This window comes from Neoroseomonas terrae (assembly GCF_018129025.1).
In the GTDB taxonomy this organism is placed as follows: Bacteria; Pseudomonadota; Alphaproteobacteria; order Acetobacterales; family Acetobacteraceae; genus Neoroseomonas; species Neoroseomonas terrae.
This window is the reverse complement of record NZ_JAAEDI010000007.1, coordinates 182,468-200,648: the sequence shown is the minus strand read 5'-3', so window position 1 is coordinate 200,648 and position 18,181 is coordinate 182,468. Positions and strand designations below refer to the sequence as shown.

The 18,181-nt window shown below is 68.9% G+C and carries 14 protein-coding genes; 7 read left to right on the top strand and 7 right to left on the bottom strand.

What is annotated here, in order from left to right; all coding sequences use genetic code 11:
- Positions 1-43: 43 nt before the first annotated feature.
- From GXW78_RS08575 to GXW78_RS08565, 3 genes are all read right to left on the bottom strand, one after another.
- Positions 44-2,107 (bottom strand): M10 family metallopeptidase, encoded by a 2,064-nt coding sequence (locus GXW78_RS08575; RefSeq protein WP_211867879.1) that lies wholly within the window; start codon positions 2,105-2,107, stop codon positions 44-46.
- A gap of 172 nt (positions 2,108-2,279) precedes the next feature.
- Entirely contained in the window at positions 2,280-3,734 is a 1,455-nt protein-coding gene (locus GXW78_RS08570; RefSeq protein WP_211867877.1) for an N-acyl-D-amino-acid deacylase family protein, read from the bottom strand.
- Positions 3,735-3,857: 123 nt separating this feature from the next.
- A complete protein-coding gene (locus tag GXW78_RS08565; RefSeq protein ID WP_211867875.1) occupies positions 3,858-5,273 on the bottom strand; it encodes a phenylacetate--CoA ligase family protein in 1,416 nt (471 codons plus the stop codon).
- Between the two features lie 106 nt (positions 5,274-5,379).
- On the opposite strand from GXW78_RS08565, the gene GXW78_RS08560 reads away from it, so the two are divergent.
- Together GXW78_RS08560 and GXW78_RS08555 are read left to right on the top strand one after the other, a co-directional pair.
- A complete protein-coding gene (locus GXW78_RS08560; RefSeq protein WP_211867873.1) occupies positions 5,380-5,805 on the top strand; it encodes a hypothetical protein in 426 nt (141 codons plus the stop codon).
- A 397-nt stretch (positions 5,806-6,202) separates the two neighbouring features.
- Complete coding sequence (locus GXW78_RS08555; protein ID WP_246521970.1) at positions 6,203-8,620, top strand: recombinase; 2,418 nt, start codon at positions 6,203-6,205, stop codon at positions 8,618-8,620.
- Between the two features lie 227 nt (positions 8,621-8,847).
- On the opposite strand, the gene GXW78_RS08550 is transcribed toward GXW78_RS08555, so the two are convergent.
- From GXW78_RS08550 to GXW78_RS08540, 3 genes are all read right to left on the bottom strand, one after another.
- Positions 8,848-9,786, bottom strand: a complete 939-nt coding sequence (locus GXW78_RS08550) for a 2-hydroxyacid dehydrogenase (RefSeq protein ID WP_211867871.1) — start codon at positions 9,784-9,786, stop codon at positions 8,848-8,850.
- A 136-nt stretch (positions 9,787-9,922) separates the two neighbouring features.
- A complete protein-coding gene (gene eno, locus GXW78_RS08545; RefSeq protein ID WP_211867869.1) occupies positions 9,923-11,212 on the bottom strand; it encodes a phosphopyruvate hydratase in 1,290 nt (429 codons plus the stop codon).
- The gene (locus tag GXW78_RS08540) at positions 11,209-12,216 is read right to left on the bottom strand and encodes a phosphotransferase family protein (RefSeq protein WP_211867868.1); all 1,008 of its coding nucleotides are present in this window, start codon (positions 12,214-12,216) and stop codon (positions 11,209-11,211) included. The genes eno and GXW78_RS08540 overlap by 4 nt, the downstream gene beginning before the upstream one ends.
- 249 nt (positions 12,217-12,465) lie before the next feature.
- On the opposite strand from GXW78_RS08540, the gene GXW78_RS08535 reads away from it, so the two are divergent.
- The 5 genes from GXW78_RS08535 (at position 12,466) to GXW78_RS08515 (ending at position 17,165) form a co-directional block, all read left to right on the top strand.
- Positions 12,466-13,434 carry a S1C family serine protease gene (locus GXW78_RS08535; protein WP_211867867.1) on the top strand — a complete coding sequence of 323 codons (969 nt, stop codon included), beginning with the start codon at positions 12,466-12,468 and terminating at the stop codon, positions 13,432-13,434.
- Positions 13,435-13,716: 282 nt separating this feature from the next.
- On the top strand, positions 13,717-15,051 hold the full coding sequence (locus tag GXW78_RS08530) for an extracellular solute-binding protein (RefSeq protein WP_211867866.1): 1,335 nt from the start codon (positions 13,717-13,719) through the stop codon (positions 15,049-15,051).
- 4 nt (positions 15,052-15,055) lie between these two features.
- Positions 15,056-15,976: a carbohydrate ABC transporter permease gene (locus tag GXW78_RS08525; RefSeq protein WP_211867865.1), complete on the top strand. Its 921-nt coding sequence runs from the start codon at positions 15,056-15,058 to the stop codon at positions 15,974-15,976.
- Positions 15,976-16,803 (top strand): carbohydrate ABC transporter permease, encoded by an 828-nt coding sequence (locus GXW78_RS08520; RefSeq protein WP_211867864.1) that lies wholly within the window; start codon positions 15,976-15,978, stop codon positions 16,801-16,803. The genes GXW78_RS08525 and GXW78_RS08520 overlap by 1 nt, the downstream gene beginning before the upstream one ends.
- A gap of 59 nt (positions 16,804-16,862) precedes the next feature.
- Positions 16,863-17,165 (top strand): hypothetical protein, encoded by a 303-nt coding sequence (locus tag GXW78_RS08515; RefSeq protein ID WP_211867863.1) that lies wholly within the window; start codon positions 16,863-16,865, stop codon positions 17,163-17,165.
- A gap of 59 nt (positions 17,166-17,224) precedes the next feature.
- Here the strand turns inward: GXW78_RS08515 and GXW78_RS08510 are convergent, their stop codons facing one another.
- Positions 17,225-18,166 carry a polysaccharide deacetylase family protein gene (locus tag GXW78_RS08510; RefSeq protein ID WP_211867862.1) on the bottom strand — a complete coding sequence of 314 codons (942 nt, stop codon included), beginning with the start codon at positions 18,164-18,166 and terminating at the stop codon, positions 17,225-17,227.
- Between the last annotated feature and the right edge of the window lie 15 nt (positions 18,167-18,181).

Genomic DNA, 18,181 nt, shown 5'->3' with positions numbered 1-18,181 from the left:
CCGAAGGACCGGCGCCGCCGAAGTGGGAGCGAAGGTGCTCCGGTCAGACCAGGATGGACATCGACTCGTGCACCCTCAGCACGACGTCCTGGAAGTCATAGTCGCTGAACTCGCCGGCCGTGTCCTCGAAGCCGATCCAGAACCCGTCGCCATCCTGATGCAGCCCGGACAGGACCTGCGTCGTGCCCCCGGCGTTGTAGTTCGCCACGGAATGGAAGATGTCGGCGTCGGACAGGTCGCCACGGCTCGAACTGCTCAGGACGAGCGACGTGCCCTCCCAGCGGAAGGCGAGGTCGTCAGTGAGCTCGCCATACACGTTCTGGCCGTCCTGGATCAGGAAGAAGCCGATGCTTTCGCCGGCCTCCGGCCTCCCGAGCGCCAGGGCCGTGCCTGCATCCGCCTGCTGCGCATCGCCGAAGAGGATCGACACGTCGCTGATCGTGCCGTCCGCCCCGATCCGATAGGTGCCGATCGTGTTGCGGCAGATGGTGCCGCTGGAATCGAGCGTGACGGTGAAGTTGGTGAAGCCGTCGCCGGCCAGCAGCACCTCAGCCGCGATGCCGTTGATGGCGCTCGGCGCCACGGTGACCTGCTCGGTCAGCTCCGGCAAGTAGGTGATGAAGGATAGGTGCGTGAAGCCATCCTTGCCGAATCCACGGGCCGCCGCGATGAAGTCGCCGCCGCTGAAATCCCCGCGCAGGTCGAAGACGCTGCCCTCGAGGCCGAACGATACGCCACCGTCGCCCAAGGTGACGGTGAAGTCGTCGCGTGAAGCACGGAGGCCGAGGATCTGGATCGCATTCGCACTGCCGAGGTCGAGCACCACGTCGCCGTTGAGATCTTCCAGCGTGTCCCGCAGCAGGCTGCGCCCGGCACCGAAGGTGACCGTATCCGCGCCGGCCCCGCCGCTGATCGTGTCATCGCCGAGGCCGCCGTCGATCGTGTCGTTGCCGGCACCGGCGGAGAGCCGGTTGGCGATGTCGTTGCCGATCAGCCGATCATTCCCGGCGCCGGTCATCAGGTTGCTGACGAGGGAGCGTTCGTCGCCCTGGTACAAAAGGGCGTTGTACACATTGCCCTGCGCCTGGAATTCCGGCGTGCCCGTCGGCGCCTGGTCATTGAGGTCGGCGATCTGCGTCGACGAGAACCGCAGCCATTCGCCGGGCCGCAGATCCGCCACCTGGTTCTCAGCGAAGTTGCTGAGGTCGTAGGTGGCGATCGCACCCTGGGTCCACACCGTGGTCAGGATCTTCGCACCCTTGCTTGCGCCGGTGAATTCCGCCGGCAGGCCGTTGATGTATTGCTGGCCCGTCTGGGTATCCCACGAATAGACCGCCTCAGTGCCGACCTTCCCGAAGTTCGCACCGTAATACGCCTGCAACGCCGCGATGTCGTACATCATGTAGCTCGACGGCGATGATCCGGCCCATGCCTCGGTCGCGCCTTCGGAATCCGCGCCGAAGTAGCTGGCATAGGTCATGACCGAGAACTCGTTGTTGTTCCGGTCACTCGAGAGGGCACCGCTGTAGTCGGGGTCATGGCCGTGCTTCAGGCCGAAGGCGTGACCCATCTCGTGCATGATGGTGTTGAAGTGGTCGGTGCCGAAGAATGCCATCGACGGCGGCGTACCGTTGCCGCCAAGCCAGGTATCGCCCGACAGCCGGCTGTCCTGCGGGCTGTACTCGCCCTCGTTCGGCGGAAAGCCGGATTGCGAACCGCTGTCGTCGAACTGGCCGAAGCGGAAAGCCGCATCGGCGGCGTGGCTCGAATCCAGCTCGACGAAGGTCAGGTTGGTGTAGGACGAGACGAGGCCGAAGGCGGCACGCACCGCCTCGATCTGGATCTCGTTGATCGGGGCGAAGCTGTACGCCGGGTGCTCCGCATCCGGATCGGCCGGCGGGTAGCCCCCGGGGGCGTTGAGATAATCCGAGGCCTGCGTGGGGAAGGCGTAGGTGATGACCGTCGCCGCTTCGCTGCCGCCATAGCTGGTCGTCCAGCGCTCATCCATCATCACGGCGCGGACATTCGGGTCGAGGCCCGAGCTGTCGAAATGACCGCCGTAGAGCCCGCCCTTCGGCTCCGAATACACTGGTTCGATCTCAGCCATGCGCCGTCCCATCCATTCGTTGATGCGGCGGCGAACCAATGGTTGAGTAATTGTCGCGGAGCCGCAATCAGTGATTGCGAGAATGGCGAAAACTTGATGCAACGCAATCCCTCGCGAGCGCCGAATGCGCGTCGCGAGCGGATTGTGATCGCAGCACTCGGCCGCGTGCCGGTCAGACGCGGTTGCGCGTCACCAGCCGCCCGGGCTTCTCGCCCGTCGCGCCCTTGCCGGCGACATAGGTGGGCACGCCATTCGCCCAGACTTCCTCGATGCCCGCGCTGACCTGCTTCGGTTCCTCGAAGGTCGCCTTGTCGATGACAGTGTCCGCGTCGAACAGCACGAGGTCGGCATAGGCGCCTTCGCGGATTTCCCCACGGTCGATCATGCCGAACAGGTTCGCGGTGCGGCCGGTCATCTTGTGGATCGCGGTCTCGAGCGAGAACAGCCGCAACTGCCGCGCATACAGCCCCAGCACGCGCGGGAAGGTGCCCCACAGCCGCGGATGCGGATGCGCATCATGCGGAATGCCGTCCGAGCCGATCACCGACATCGGATGCGCCATGATGCGGCGCACATCTTCCTCATCCATCTGCCACGTCACCTGGCCAGCCGGCAGCAGGCGCTGCGCCGCCTGACGGATGTCGGTGTTCCAGCCGCGCGCGATGTCCGACAGGTATTTTCCCGCCATCTCGGGATGCGGTACCGACCAGGTGATCATCACCTTCACATCGTCGCGCAGCCGGTCGGGCATCAGCACGGTGGAGCCCGCCGGATAGGGGTACATGTCGAAGAAGACGTCCTGCGTCTGGTTGAACGCCTCGATCAGCGGCAGGGTCTGCACGGAACGACCGTAATTGTCCGGCAGCGAGCATTTGTGGTGGCTGATCCAGACCGGCACGCCGACGCGCTTGCCGATCTTCGCCGTCTCCTCGATCGAGGCCAGCACGCGGTCCGCCTCGTCGCGCATATGGGTCACGTAGATGCCGCCGAAGGCGCGCAACGGTTCGGCGACGGCGATCACCTCCTCGGTCGTCGCGTGCATGTTGGGCGGGTAGTAGAGGCCGGTGGAGAAGCCCGACGCACCCTCCGCCAGCGAGTTCTTCACCCGCAGCCGCATGTGCTCGATCTCGGAATCCTTCGCGACGCGCATCACGTCGCCATCCATGGCTTCCACGCGCATCGTCTGGTGGCCGACGAGGGCGTAGGTGTTGACCTCGGAACCGCGCTTCTTCAGCTCATGCGCGTAGTCGCCGAAGCTGTCGAAGCGCCACCAGCCCTCCTCCCCGATCAGGTCGAGCGGCGGCGGCGGCAGGCGCTTGAACCGCGCGGGCGCCAGCGACACGCCGCAATTGCCGACGACGACGGTGGTCACGCCCTGGCTGATCTTGCAGGTCATGCAGTCCGGCCCGCACATCACCGCGCGGTCGTCATGCGTATGGGCGTCGATGAAGCCGGGCGCGAGGGCACGGCCGCCGGCGATCACCTCCCGATCCGCGCTCGCTCCGCCGAGGTCCCCGACGCCCACGATCCGGTCCCCGCTGACGCCGACATCGCCGCGCCGCCGCGGGCCGCCGGTGCCGTCGAAGATCGTGGCATCCCGGATGATGAGGTCGCAGCGCAGCGCCATGATTCGCAATCCCGATCGAGGTGAGCACGGCGATGATGGCGCGCGGGCGACGGGAGCGGAACCCCGGGGCATACGGGGCACGCAGAAGCGAAGACCAATGGTCCCGAACAGGGGCTGTTGGTATCAGCCGCCGTCAGGCACCTCGCAGATGAAGTCCTCCGACTTGCCGGCGGCGCTGCGGGGCAGTTCGCGGTGGCTCTCCACCGTGATCCGGAAGCCGGTGCCAAACTTCGCCTGCGCCCAGCCCTGGGCGGCGGTGGCTTCCTCCGCCGTCATCGGCCGCGCGATTGCGAGGACCAGGTGCAGATGGTCCAGCGCCTTCTGCACGATGCGATACTGTCGCAGCGGCGGCACGGCCCTCTGCAGCGCACCGAGATCACCTGAGGACAGCAGCGGCCAGCGTCGCCCGCCGCCCGGCAGGCGCAGCATGTTCTGCCGCCGCCCAAGGATGCGCGTCAGCACCGGCAGCCCGCGTCCGCACGGGCAGGGCGCGCCGAGCTCCGCCGCATCGCCGATGTCGTAGCGGATCAGCGGCATGGCGAGGTTGTGCAGCGGCGTGACCAGCACGCGGCCGGTTTCGCCAGGCCCGCAGGGTGTGCCGTCCTCCGCCACCACCTCCAGCCGCAGCCCCTCCGACTGGACGTGGTACCCGCCATGATCGGGGCATTGCAGGGCCAGATAGCCGGCCTCCCGCGTGCTGTAGACATCAATGACGGGCACGCTCCAGGCGGCTTCGATCGCCGCGCGTGCCTCAGGCCGCAGCATCTCGGCGATGCCGATCGCCTGGCGCAGCCGCGGCAGGCGGATGCCGGCCTCCTGCGACGCCGCGGCCAGCCGCGCCAGAATCGAGGGATGCGACAGCAGGTAGTCCGCGTCCTGCCGCTGCAGCCATTCCAATTGCTGGTCGACCGGCGTGGTGACGTTGAGGCTGACGAGCCGCCCCGTCTCGAACAGCCCCGCGCTGGAGAAGCCCCAGCCTTGCTGCGCATCGCCCTGCGGCCAGGCCGCCTTGCCGGCGCCGCTCTCGCGGATGACCGCGAGCGTCCCCGTCACATCCCGCCGGTGCCACAGATGGTCCCGCAGCGTGAAGGCGGACCACACCAGTTCCCAAAGCTGGCTGCGGACGGCGCGGATCGGGCGGCCGGTGGAGCCCGAGGTGAAGATCTCCCGGTATTCGCCATGGCCCGCCGGCAGCTGGTCCGCGAGCATGGCATCGCTCTCGTCGGCCGCCTGAATCTCGTGCCGCCGCAGGATCGGCACTGACCGCCACACTGCTTCCCAGGCGGCGCCATCCTCCGCGGCCGGCCAGTCGCGCGGGAGCCGGTCCCGGTAGAACGGGACGGTCGCCGCCGCATGGCTGACCAACTGGGCGAGCTGCCGCCGCTGCGCCGTCTCGATCCGCTCGCCCGGCCACCATTGCGTCTGTTCGAGCTGGAACAGGATGGCGAGGAGCGCCGCGCCGGACGCCGCCGGCAGCGCCGGCCAGGCAATGCCGGGCATAGCGGAGACGACGTCGAGCGGCGGTGCGGGTCGGTGCATGCGCGCTGTCCTCTCCCGATCTTGTGTCCGGACCATGGACGATCCGCCATGACTCTGCCACGCGGCGGTGCCATTCGATGACCAGTTGAGAGGTCGGAGGAAGCGGATGCGCTCGGTCGCGATCACTGCGGTGCTGCTGGGCGTGGCCCATGTCGGCTTCGGCGGCGCAGCCGAGGCGGCGATGCCGGCACCGCCCGCCGCCATGGCCGACGGCGCGGGCGGCGATGCCGGCGTGACACTGGCGCGCGCCGGCGCGACACCCTTCCTCGACATCCCCGAGACCCGCCAGTCCGCGCTGCTCCCGGTGGGTGAGGGCGGGGAGGGAGGCCGCGGCCGTTGGCGGCGTGGTTACCCGCCCGGCTACCATTACGGCTGGGGTCCGCCGCGTGGCTATTACTACGCTCCGCCGCCACCGCCGCGCCCGCGCTATCGCCCGCCGCCGGTCTACTACGCCCCGCCCGCGTATTACGCGCCGCCGCCGCCCGTCTATTACGTGCCGGGACCCGGCGTGAGCCTGAACTTCCGGTTCTGACCGCGACCTTCGGCGCGCCCGGCGTGGCGCGTGCCAAGGCGGGCGGGGCTCGAAGCAATCAGCCTCATGAAGCGCATGCCGACCGACGATGACGCCGCCGGGCCGGGCCGCGTGCGGGAGGAGGAGAGCCGCGGACCATGGGATTTCTACCATCTCAAGGCCACGGTTCCCGCCGAGGGAGCGTTTCGGCCGCCGAACGAAGGCGGCTGCCGGCTGGTGCGCGGTTGGCCGTTGAGGGAAGTCCCCGCTGCATCACGATTCGCGTGAATCTCACCATGTGTTGTGGCGGTGGGAGCTGCAACACACCATATCTGGTGGCGTGACGAGCGAATCATTGATAGCCTCTCGCAACTCCGGCGGCGCAACTTGGCGCCGCCGGTCGCGGGGACAGATCGACATGGACGGAATGCAGCCCGGTGCCCTTCGCGCACCGAACGGGATCGTGCAGCCCTTGCCCGGCGGCAGCTTTGGCGAGGCCAAGCTGCCTCCGCGCTCGCTCGATGCCGGCATGGGCTTGGCCGTCGCCCGCCGCACCGTGTTCCGCCCCGATGACCAGGAATCCTTCGGCCGCGTCGCCGACCGCGTCGCGGAAGGCAACATGTCGCTGCTTGGCCGCGGCCTGACCGCACGCGACCGCCGGGAGCGCGACCGCCTGCGCAATGCGATCGCCACCGGCGCGCTGATCACCTCGGGCCGGCATCTGCAGCACGGTGATGCGCAGCAGGCCGGCCGCAACATGGAGGTGTTTACGAACTGCGCGACGGCGATCGCGTCCTTCGCGAAGTTCTATCTCCTGCTGAACGGGTCCGGCGTCGGCCGTGCCTATGACGATGCGCTGATGGCGGTCGACTGGTCGCGGGCGCCGCAGGTGATGGTGCAGCTTTCAGCAGACCATCCTGACTACCCGCATGACCGCGCCGCGCTGCACCGCTTCGGCACCGAGTTCGGCCTGCTGCCCTGGGGCACCGCGGAGGCCGACATGGACGAGGCCGCGATCCGCGCCTTCATGGCGCGCGAGTGGACGACCTCGGAGGCCGCGCCCGCGCACGCCATCCGCGTCAGCATAGAGGACAGCCGCGAAGGCTGGGCCAAGGCGATCGAGATCATCGAGAGCATGGCCTTCGCGGGCGCGCGCGACCACGTTGTGCTGCTGGACTTCTCCGCGATCCGCCCGCGCGGCGCGCCGATCGGCGGCATGCAGGGGCGACCGGCCTCGGGCCCGCTGTCCCTGATGCGCGCCGTCATGGCGATCCGGCGGGAGGTGATCGAACCCGCCCGCGACGGCCGCCTGGCCGAGCCCTGGGAACAGGCGATGCTGGTCGACCACTTCCTGTCGGTGGAAGTGCAGGTGGGCGGCGCCCGCCGCGCAGCCCGCATGGCGACGAAGAACTGGCGCGACCCGGGCATCCTGCGCTTCATCCGCGCGAAGTCCGAAGGCGGGCTCTGGACGGCGAACAACTCGGTGATGGTCGATGCCGCCTTCTGGCGCGGCGTGCGCGCGGCGCGGCACGGTTCCGCGCGCGCCGAGGACCGCCGCGCGCTGGAAGTCTTCGACGAGGTCACCCGCTGCGCCTTCGTCAATGGCGAGCCCGGCTTCATCAATGGCGACATGCTGGAGGACCACCGCACCGGCCGCGCGCGGGAGAAGCCCGTCTATCACGACGGCCGCGACGTGCGCTCAAGCCGCTACCAGGTGGACCACGCCTCGGCGCTGCTCGCGGACCTCTCGGCGCGGGCGGCGGATGCGCATTTCCCCTGCACCACGAACCCGTGCGGCGAGATCGTCCTGCACGTCACTGGCGGTTACTGCGTCATCGCCGATTTCGCGCCGCTGCTGGCCTGCCCGGTCGATCCGGCGACTGTCCTGCCCGGCATCATGCCCGACGCGCTCGCCGAGGAATGGGACGCCCGCGTGGAGGATTCCGTCCGCCTCGGCGTGCGCTTCCTGATGCGCGCCAATTCGATGGACGCGCTGTATGGCGAGGAAGTCCGCCGCACCAACCGCATGGGCATCGGCCCCACCGGGTTGCACGAATGGGCCTGGGCGCGCTTCGGCCTCGGTTTCGAAGACGTGCTCGACGAGGCGAAGTCCGCACCGTTCTGGGAGGCACTCGCCCGCTTCTCCGAGGCGGCGAAGGATGAAGCGGACGCCTATGCCGACGAGCTCGGCCGCGTGCGTCCCTTCACGGTCACGACGGTGAAGCCGGCGGGCACGACGTCGAAGCTGTTCGGCCTGACCGAAGGCGCGCATCTGCCGGCGCGGCGGCAGTACCTCCGGTGGGTGCAGTTCAAGGGCACGCGCGACGAGGCCGGCGGCTGGCACAAGGATGCCGACCCGCTGCTCGCGGATTATGAGGCGCGTGGCTATCCGGTGAAGGCGCTGCGGTCCTTCCCGGGCATGAGCGTCGTCGGCTTTCCAACCCTGCCGCTGATCCAGCGCCTCGGCCTTGGCGACAAGCTGAAGACCGCGCCGGAAGCGAGTCCCGAGGAGCAGTATCGCTGGCTGTCGCTGATGGAACGCCACTGGATCGGCGCTGAACGCGGCAACCAGATCTCCTACACGCTGAAGGTCTATACCGACCGGCACGATCTCGATGCCTTCCGCGACATGCTGCTGACGCACCAGCCGCACGTGCGCTGCTGCGCCGTGCTGCCCTCGGCGCCGGATGCCGCGCTCGGCTACGAGTATCTGCCTGAACAGGAAGTCACCGAAGCGGAGTTCGAGGCGATCGTCGCGGCGATCCGTGATCCGGCGCTGCATGAGGCGCTGGACATGGCGCATCTGGCCTGCGCGAACGGGGCGTGCCCGATCTGACGCGTGTTGGAGAGGGGCGCCGCCCCTCTCCAAACCTCACCCCGCCAGGATGCTGGGCATCCTGGACCGCAATCGTTTGGCGCCGAGCGCGGCGGGCTCTGTTGCCCGTTTCGGGCGCGCTTCGTGCGCGAGGCACGCTTCCGCATCCATTCTACGCGTGTGGCCCGGCGCCGAGTTGAGGTTCGCGAAGGCGCTCCGGCGGGGGCAGGGCCCCACTCCGCAGCCGCTCACGCCACGCGATGCAGCAGCGCCTCGCCCGCACCCAGCCGCTGCACGTTCTCAGCCGCGATGGCGAAGGACCGGTCTAAGGTACCCGTCGTCAGCCAGCCGACATGCGGCGCCACCACGACATTTTGCAGGGAGAACACCGGATCGCCCGGGTCGGCAGGCTCCTGCGTGAATACGTCGAGCCCTGCCGCTGCCAGATGCCCCGACCGCAGCGCCGCAACCAGCGCCGCCTGGTCCACCAGGCCGCCGCGTGCCGTGTTCACGAGCACCGCGCCCGGCTTCATCCGGGCGATGGCGCTCGCATCGATCAGCCGCTCGGTCTCCGGTGTCTGCGGAATATGCAGGGAGACGACGTCGCTCTCGGCGAGCAGATCGTCGAGGCTGCGATACTCCCCCACCGCATCGGCCTTCGCCGCGCGCGCGGTATAGAGCACCCGGCAGCCAAGCGCCGCCAGTACCGGGGCAAGCAGCGCCGGGATGGCGCCGTATCCCACCAGCCCGACTGTGCGCCCGCCGAGTTCGAACAACCCGTCCTGCAGCGCCGGCGGCTGGGCCCAGCCGCGCCCGGCGCGCGTCTCGGCGTCGAAATGCGCGATGCGGCGCAGCGCGCCGAGCATCAGCAGCAGGGTCAGCTCCGCGACCGCGCGGGAATTGGTGCCCGGCAGGTTGCACACGGCGATGCCGCGCGCCCGCGCCGCGTCGAGGTCGATGGTGTTCACCCCGACGCCGATCTTCTGGATCAGCCGCAGCTTCGGCGCCGCGGCGATATGCGCGGCGGTCAGCGGCTTCAGCACGTGCCAGATGACCTCGACGTCCGGCAGGGCGGCGGCGAGGGCGGCGTCGTCCGTTTCCGGGCAGATCGTCAGGTCGAGGTCGGGCAGCCTGCGCAGCCGATCCGCAAGCCCTGGCCCCGCCGCATAGTGGAGCAGGACCTTCATGGCGCTCCGAGCGCCCCTTCGACACTCGACCCGCGCTTCGCGCCCGACGCTGCGTTTAGGTTTCCAAAGGCCATTCGGCCTTTGGCGGGGTGAGGTCCGGAGAGGGGCGGCGCCCCTCTCCGCTGCCGACCGCCATTCATCGCCGCGACCGCCCCAGCACCGCCCCGCCGGCGAATCTCGCGCGCGCGCCGAGACCTTCCTCGATCCGCAGCGCCTCGTTCCACTTCGCCATGCGTTCCGATCGCGCGAAGGACCCGACCTTGAGCTGGCCCACGCCCCAGCCCAGCGCCAGATGGACGATCGTCACGTCCTCCGTCTCGCCGGACCGCGCCGAGACGATGCCAGCGTAGCCGACCTCCTTCGCCGCCTCCCAGGCGGCTTTTGTCTCGGTCAGCGTGCCGCGCTGGTTCGGCTTGATGAGCACGGTGTTGGCCGCACCCGCCTTCGCGGCTTCGTGTACGCGCGCTGCATCCGTGACCAGGAAGTCGTCGCCCACCACCTGGATGCGCCCGCCGACTTCCCTGGTGAAGGCGGCGAAGCCGGCGGCGTCGTCCTCGGCGAGGGGGTCCTCGATGGAGGCGATCGGATAGGCGTCGATCCAGCCGAGCAGCATGCGGATCATGCCGTCGGTATCCAGTTCCCGCCCTTCGAGGCCGAGTCTGTAGCGGCCGCCCTTGCCGAAGTCGGTCGCGGCGATGTCGAGCGCGATGGCCACCTGCGTGCCGGGTTTGAACCCTGCGCGTTCGATGGCGGCGACCAACGTCTCCAGCGCCTGTTCGTTGGCGGTGAAGGCCGGCCACCATCCACCTTCGTCGGCCACGCCCTGGAGCAGGCCGCGATCCTTCATGATGCCGCCGGCGGCGCGATAGACCTCGGCAGTCCAGTCCAGCGCCTCGGCGAAGGATGTGGCGGCCGGGCAGATCACCAGGAAGTCCTGGATGTCCACGCGCCGGCCGGCATGCGCGCCACCGCCGAGAATCTGGATCTGCGGCAGCGGCAGCAGCGTCGCGCCGTCGCCGCCGACGTGCTTCCACAGCAGCTTCCCGTTCGCGTGGGCGGCGGCGTGGGCGGCGGCCATCGACACGGCAAGCGTCGCATTTGCCCCGAGACGCGACTTGTTCGGCGTGCCGTCCAGCGCGATCAGCGCGGCATCAAGCACCGCTTGATCGGCGGCATCCATGCCCGTCACCCGGGGTGCGATCTCCTCGTTCACCGAGGCGACCGCGCCCTTCACGTCGTAGCCGCCGAAGGCCGTGCCGCCGTCACGGCGGTCGAGCGCCTCGCCGCTGCCCGTGCTCGCCCCGGCGGGGGCAATGGCGATGCCGCGCGCGCCGCCTTCGAGGCGCACTTCCGCCTCGACCGTCGGGCGGCCGCGGCTGTCCCATACGCGGCGGCCGCGCACGGATGCGATGATGGTCGAACTCATGCGCCGATCTCTTCCCCCCAGGCAGCCCGCACCGTCCGCAACCGGTCGGGCGGGCAACGCAGCAGCTTGCGCCCCACGCGGCGCACGCGGTCCTTGTCCTTCTCCTCGGTCAGGTACTCGACCGGGCTCTTGCCGTCCACGCGGGCGAGGAACAGGCCGGGCAGGAGCGAGGCGGCGCGGGCTTCGAGCGTTGCCGGCGCTTCCCATGCCACGCCGGCGAGATAGGCCGTCGCCAGCACCTCGAAGCAATGCAGGAAGTCTGATGCCGCAGCCGGGTTCCACAGGCACTTCAACAGCAGGTGGTTCAGGCAGAAGGCGAGGTCGAAGGCGGGGTCGCCCCACCAGGCGCATTCCGCATCGAGGAAGATCGGTCCGTCCGGCCCCACCAAGATGTTCTTCGGGCTGACATCGCCGTGCACGAGGGTGAGCTTGGTCGATGCCGTCCGCGCGACAAGGCCGACCAGCGCCGGGGCGAGGTCCTGATGCACCTGCGCCGTCGCCACCAGATAGGGTTCCAGCCGGATCGCGTGGAACAGCGAGTCGGTCGGGAAATCCGCCGAGAGTTCCGGCCGTGCCGCGGCAAAGGCATGAATGCGTGCGAGGCGCCGGCCGACCTCGGCCGCGAAAGCGGGGTCGGCATGGCCGTCGCGCAGCCGGGCTTTCCAAACCGGGTGCCGGTCGGGTGGCAGCCATTCCATCGCAAGCGTGCCGGTCGTCTCGTCCTGTCCCAGCAAGGCCGGGGCCGCACCTGGCACGGCTTCGGCCGCACGGGCCAGCCAGCGCGCCTCGTAACGGTTGCGGATGATCGGCGCGCGCCAATCGGCCGCCACCTTCAGCTTCGCCAGCGCTCGCTTGATGCAGGCTTCCCGGCCATCCGGCAGCACGACGTGCCAGATGTCGGAGGAGACGCCGCCGGACAGCGGTTCCCCGCGCGCCCGCGCGCCGACATCGAGCAGCCCCAGGCCTTGCAGCCCGGCGTTCATCTCGTCAGGTACGCTTTCCATCCCGGACGATGCTAGCGCAGGCCGGTCGCGACGCGATACCGGGTGCGCGCTGCGACCTGCATGCGCAACCGCGGTCCCGGAATGATTCCGACGTTCGCCGTGTTGCCACGATGTGGCGAAGGTACCCGTCCGGCCCGCGCTGGGATGTGAGGAAAGGGGCGGATGCCGGAACGGCCGGGCGTCATGCGCGCGCGGCCGGATCGTGCTACCTATGGCGCGGCAATCCGAACGAGGCGCCGGCGGCAAGGCATGAGCAAGGACGAACTGGACATTCCCGAGCATCTTCGGCCCGACCCCACGGAATGGTCCTTCGACATCGAGGAGGTCCTCTCGCGCGTGGTCACGCTGCGCAGCCACGTGCCGCCCGATGCCTTCACCTCACGCGCCCTTGGCACCGAGCGGGAGGGCAGCGGCGTCGTTATCCGTGACGGCCTCATCCTGACGATCGGCTATCTGGTGACGGAGGCAGAGGGCATCTGGATCACCACCGCCGATGGCCGGGTCGTCCTCGGCCACACGCTGGCAGTGGACCAGGAGACGGGGTTCGGGCTGGTGCAGGCGCTCGGACAGCTCGGCGTCGCGCCGGCCGAGCTCGGCGACAGCGAGGCGCTGCGCATCGGCGCGCCGGTCATGCTTGGGGCGGGTGGCGGTCGCGCGCATGCGATCAGCGGCAAGCTGGTCGCTCGCCAGCCCTTCGCCGGCTATTGGGAGTACCTGGTCGAGGATGCGTTGTTCACCGCGCCCGCGCACCCTTCCTGGGGCGGGGCTGGGCTGTTCGGGCCCGATGGAAAGCTGATGGGTATCGGCTCCCTGGTGTTGCAGCAGGGGGAAGAAGGGCGCCGGCTGGACCTCAACATGGTGGTGCCGGTGCATCGGCTGTCGCCCGTACTGAACGACCTCGTGACCCTCGGGCGGGTGAACCGGCCCGCGCGGCCCTGGCTAGGCCTGTACGCGACCGAGGATGACGAGGGGGTGGCGATCGCCTCCCTGGCACCCGGCGGGCCGGCGGAAAGCTGCGGCGTCCGCACCGGGGACCGCGTGCTGTCGGTCGATGGCGCGGTCGTCACGGACCTTGCGGAGATGTGGCGTGCGGTGTGGGCCTGCGGGCAGGCGGGGGCCACGGTGAAGCTGAAGCTCGGCCGGTCCCGCGGGTCGCGGGAGATCGCGGTGGTTTCGGCCGACCGGGTGAGTTTCCTGAAGCATCCGCGGATGCATTGACGGTGGGTGCCGGCCGGCCGGGTCAGGACGCCGGCCCCCCGTCCGCCAGCGAGGGTTCGCGCAGCGACATGGAAGAGCCGGGGCCGGGCGTGATCGCGAGCAGGAGCGTGGCGGCGACACAGAGGGCGAATGACCGCAACTTGGGCATGGGTCGGCGCCGATAAGGGATCGGTGGCCGCCCCTGGCCTCGCCACACTTGCTTGCCCGGCGGCTTCGTGCGGATCATGGGTGCCTGATCAAAGGCGGGCGAGATGACCCGCCGCTCAGGCGGAGGAAACCGACATGACCCATGGCTTCACGCGCCGCACGGCACTGCTGGCCGGTGCCGGCGTTCTCGCCGCACCGCCCCTGGTGCGCCAGGCCAATGCCCAGTCGCAGTTCGACTGGAAGCGATTTTCCGGCGAGCGCATCGAGGTCAGCCTGACCGCGAACCCGCGCAGCCAGATCCTCATCCAGAACCAGCGCGAGTTCGAGGACATGACCGGCATCCGCGTCGGCGCGGAAGCCATCCCCGAACAGCAGCACCGGCAGAAGTTCGCCATCGAGTTTGCGACCGGCCGACCGTCCTTCGATGTGGTCGGGATCTCCCTGCACGTGAACAAGCGGCAGGTGGGCAAGGCGCGATGGTGCACCGACATCAAGGCGCTGATGGCCGACCCGACCATCACCGCCCCGGATTTCGATTTCGCGGATTTCGGGGAGGGCGCGGTCGCCTATTCCACCCAGGCCGACGGGCGTATGGACACGCTGCCGGAGTTCACCGACTACTTCATCCTCTACTACAACAAGGAATTGCTGGCGGCGAAGAACATCGCCCCGCCGGCCACCTTCGACGACATGTATGAGAGCGCGCGGCGGCTGACCGACACCTCTCGCCAGATCTACGGCAATGTCGGGCGCGGGCTGCGGAACGCCAATGTCGTGCTGTATTCGTCCTTCCTGCTCGGCACGCAGCAGCGGGACTTCCTCGACGGGCAGCGCCGGCTGATCAGCGACACGCCCGACGCGATCTGGGCCGGCGAGTACTACAAGAAGCTGCTGCGCGACTGCTCGCCGCCGGGCGTCTCCGGCTTCAACTGGAATGAGAGCCAGACGACCTTCATGCAGGGCCGCGCCGCCTTCTGGCTGGACGGCGTCGGCTTCGCGGCACCGCTCGAGGACCGCACGCGGTCGCGCGTCGCCGGCAAGGTCGGCTATGCGGTCGTGCCGCGCGGGCCGGCGCATCATCACTGCGCGATGTTCGGCACGGCCTTCGGCATCGCCGAGCAGTCACGCAAGAAGGGCGCGTCCTGGATGTACCTGCAATGGGCGTCGGGGAAGGCGAACCAGCTTCGCTACCTGACGTCCGGCGCGGGCTCGCCGGCGCGCACCTCGGCGTATCGGAACGAGGAGGCGATCAGCCAGTCCCGCTTCTCGCGCGAATTCTTCAACACGCTGATCGAGAGCGCGCGCATCAGCCGCCCCGGCCTGCCGGAGATCGTGCCCGTCACGGAGTTCCGCGATACGCTGGGCTCGGCGCTGACCAACACCATCGGCGGTGCCGACGTCGCGACGGAACTGCGCCGCGCGACCGAAGCCTTCCGCCCGGTCCTCGAGCAGTCCGAACGCGAGAGCTGAGCCGATGGCAGGCAGCGCGGCCACGCTGGACGGCACGGCGGCAGGGGCCAGGCCTCGCCGCCGACAGAACTACGCCCGCCGCTACTGGTGGTTCGTGGTGCCCTGCGGGGCGGTGGTGCTCGGCACCATCATCTTCCCCTGGGTCTTCACCGTGTACATGTCGATGCACGACTTCAAGCTCGGCGGCGCGCGCGAATGGGTGGGATCGGCGAACTATGTGAAGCTGGTCTCCGACGAGCGATTCCTGCTGTCGATCATGCGCACGCTGTACTTCACCGGCCTGTCGGTGGTGATCCCGATGGTGCTGGGGCTGCTGGCGGCGCTCGCCTTCGCGCGGAAGTTCCCGCTGCGCGGGCTGGCGCGCACCATCTTCATCCTGCCGATGATGGCGACACCCGTCGCCGTCGCGCTGGTCTGGACGATGATGTTCCACCCGCAACTCGGCGTGCTGAACTGGCTGCTGCAGCAGGTGGGGCTGCCGCCGTCCATGTGGGTCTATTCGCCCGAGACCGTCATCCCGACGCTGGTGATGGTCGAGGTCTGGCACTGGACGCCGCTGGTGATGCTGATCCTGCTTGGTGGCCTGGCTTCCCTGCCGATCGATCCGTATGAGGCGGCGAAGATCGACGGGGCCACGCCGTGGCAGGCCTTCTGGCACATCACCCTGCCGCTGCTCGCGCCGTTCCTCGTCGTCGCGCTGATCATCCGCACCATCGATGCGCTGAAGGCCTTCGACACGATCTACGTCATCACGCAGGGCGGACCGGGCACGGCCAGCGAGACCATCAACATCTTCCTCTATCTGCAGGCCTTCGCCTACTACAACCTCGGCTATGCCTCCGCCGTCGTGGTCGTGTTCTTCGCCATCATCATCCTGCTGGCGATGGTGCTGCTGTGGACCCGAGCGCGGGTGAAGGACGCGTGATGCGGAAGGTCAAGCGCATCGCCTGGAACATCGGATTCGGCTTCGGCGTGGTGATGCTGGTCGCGCCCGCGATCACCGTGTTCCTGTGGATGCTGTCGCTGTCGCTGAAGACCGAGCTCGACAACACCGACTACCCGCCGGTGTTCATCCCGAACCCGCCGGTGATGGACAATTTCGTCCAGGTGTTCGAACGCAACAACTTCCTGAAATACGCGATCAATTCGGTGATCGTGTCCTTCTCGGCGACCGGGCTCGCCATCCTGCTCGGCGTGCCGGCGGGGTATGGTATCGCCAAGATGAAGGCGACGAAGGCCGCCGTCGTCATCCTGATCGCCCGCATCACGCCGGGCCTGTCCTACCTGATCCCGCTGTTCCTGCTGTTCCAGTGGATCGGCTTGACGGGTACGCTCGCACCGATCGTCATCACGCATTTGGTCATCACCGTGCCCATCGTGGTGTGGATCATGATGGGCTTCTTCGAGGGGCTGCCGGCGGAGTTGGAAGAAGCCGCGCTGGTCGATGGCGCGACGATCTGGCAGGCCTTCCGCCATGTCGCGATGCCGCTCGCGAAGCCCGGCATCACCGTGGCGACCATCCTCGCCTTCATCTTCTCCTGGAACAACTTCATCTTCGCGATGGTGCTGGCAGGGCGGGAGACGCGGACGCTGCCCGTCGCCGTCAACAACATGCTGACCTTCGAGCAGATCTCCTGGGGCCCGCTCTCGGCGGCAGCGCTGCTGGTGACGGCACCGGTGCTGCTGCTGACGCTGCTGGCGCAGAAGCAGATCGTGGCGGGGCTGACGGCGGGCGGTGTGAAGGGGGGATGAGCGCGTTGTGGCGGAGGGGCGGCGGTCCTATCTCTGGCACCGAGGTCGAGGAGGCCCCGATGTCCCTGCGCCGCATCCCCGTCGCCGTCCGCTTCATGATCCTCCATGGGCTCGTGGGCTTCGGCCTATCTGCGATTTTCGTCGCCGCCCTGCTCTGGGCCGATCCGGGCGGGGTGGGGCGGCTGATCCTGACGCAGGGCGGCCTGCCGGTGATCGCGCTGCTGTGGTTCTTCGTGGGCCTGACCTTCGGCTCGGTGCAGATCGGTGCGGCCGTCATGCTCCAGGAACACCGCGGCGACCCGCCGGTCCGCGGTCGCCGCCAACCGCTGTCGCCGCTCGCCGTGCGGGTGCGCGCTCGCTGACGGAGCGATAGAGCGGCGCCCCTCTCTGACCCGCCCTTTCGCGCGAAAGGGCGCAACCCTCACCCGGGGATCACCGGCGCCCCTCGCGGCGTCAACGCCTGCCCCGGCCCGAGTGCCCATTCCGCGATCTCATCCCGCCGCGCGAACCACACGCCGGGATGCGACGCCGCCCAGCGCAGGAAGCGCTCCACCGAGGGCATCACCGCCGGCCGACCGGCGACGAAATCATGCAGCGGCACGCTCATCATCCGCCGGCGTGCGGCACCTTCGGCATAAAGCGTCTCGAATTCCTGCTTCAGCATCTGCTCGTAGTCCGCAAGGCTGCGCTGCTGGTTCTGGAAGAAGCCGAGGTCGTTGACGTGCCCGATATACGGGACGAGGCAGAAATCCTTGTCGCCGTTGACGGTCTGGATCCACGGCTCGTCGCGCGTGCGGTCATCGATGGAATAGATCAGGCCGAGCTCCTGCAGGAGGTCGTTGGTGTTCACGCTGCCTTGCAGTCCCTGCGCGTTGAAGCCTTTCGGCCAAAGCCCGGTCGCGACGCGCAGCGCCTCGAACCCTTCGCGCAGGAATTCGCGCTCGGCCTCCTTGGACAGGTGGAATTGCGGGGCGTGCCGGATGGCGCGGCCGCCGGCCTCATGGCCGCGCGCGACGATTTCCCGTGCGAGGTCGGGGTAGCGCTGGATGCTTTCGCCGATCATGAAGGAGGAGACGCGGATGCCGACGCGGTCGAACAGGTCGAGCAGGCGCGGCGCGCCCTCGATCGCGCCATAGGTCCGCTGCTGGATGGCGGGGAGGTTCGGAAAGCGGCCCGCGGTGCCAGGCGGCCCTGGCTGCCACTGCCCGGGCTGGCCACCATCCGCCTCGAACATCATGCAGACGCCGACGGCGAGGCGCGCCCCGCCCGGCCAGAACGGACCGCGCGGCCGCGGCGACTGCGCCAGGGCGGGGGCCGCAAGCAGGCCAAGCGCCGCGCCCGCCAGGATGCGCCGAGAGATCATGCCGAAGCCTCCACC

Bases quoted from the DNA above. Each gene is read 5' to 3' on its own strand.
- GXW78_RS08550 (WP_211867871.1), bottom strand. From the start codon at position 9,786: ATGAAGGTCCTGCTCCACTATGCGGCGGGGCCAGGGCTTGCGGATCGG.
- GXW78_RS08510 (WP_211867862.1), bottom strand. From the start codon at position 18,166: ATGATCTCTCGGCGCATCCTGGCGGGCGCGGCGCTTGGCCTGCTTGCG.
- GXW78_RS08530 (WP_211867866.1), top strand. From the start codon at position 13,717: ATGACCCATGGCTTCACGCGCCGCACGGCACTGCTGGCCGGTGCCGGC.
- GXW78_RS08520 (WP_211867864.1), top strand. From the start codon at position 15,976: ATGCGGAAGGTCAAGCGCATCGCCTGGAACATCGGATTCGGCTTCGGC.
- GXW78_RS08555 (WP_246521970.1), top strand. From the start codon at position 6,203: ATGGACGGAATGCAGCCCGGTGCCCTTCGCGCACCGAACGGGATCGTG.
- GXW78_RS08560 (WP_211867873.1), top strand. From the start codon at position 5,380: ATGCGCTCGGTCGCGATCACTGCGGTGCTGCTGGGCGTGGCCCATGTC.
- eno (WP_211867869.1), bottom strand. From the start codon at position 11,212: ATGAGTTCGACCATCATCGCATCCGTGCGCGGCCGCCGCGTATGGGAC.
- GXW78_RS08525 (WP_211867865.1), top strand. From the start codon at position 15,056: ATGGCAGGCAGCGCGGCCACGCTGGACGGCACGGCGGCAGGGGCCAGG.
- GXW78_RS08575 (WP_211867879.1), bottom strand. From the start codon at position 2,107: ATGGCTGAGATCGAACCAGTGTATTCGGAGCCGAAGGGCGGGCTCTAC.
- GXW78_RS08570 (WP_211867877.1), bottom strand. From the start codon at position 3,734: ATGGCGCTGCGCTGCGACCTCATCATCCGGGATGCCACGATCTTCGAC.
- GXW78_RS08565 (WP_211867875.1), bottom strand. From the start codon at position 5,273: ATGCACCGACCCGCACCGCCGCTCGACGTCGTCTCCGCTATGCCCGGC.
- GXW78_RS08540 (WP_211867868.1), bottom strand. From the start codon at position 12,216: ATGGAAAGCGTACCTGACGAGATGAACGCCGGGCTGCAAGGCCTGGGG.
- GXW78_RS08515 (WP_211867863.1), top strand. From the start codon at position 16,863: ATGTCCCTGCGCCGCATCCCCGTCGCCGTCCGCTTCATGATCCTCCAT.
- GXW78_RS08535 (WP_211867867.1), top strand. From the start codon at position 12,466: ATGAGCAAGGACGAACTGGACATTCCCGAGCATCTTCGGCCCGACCCC.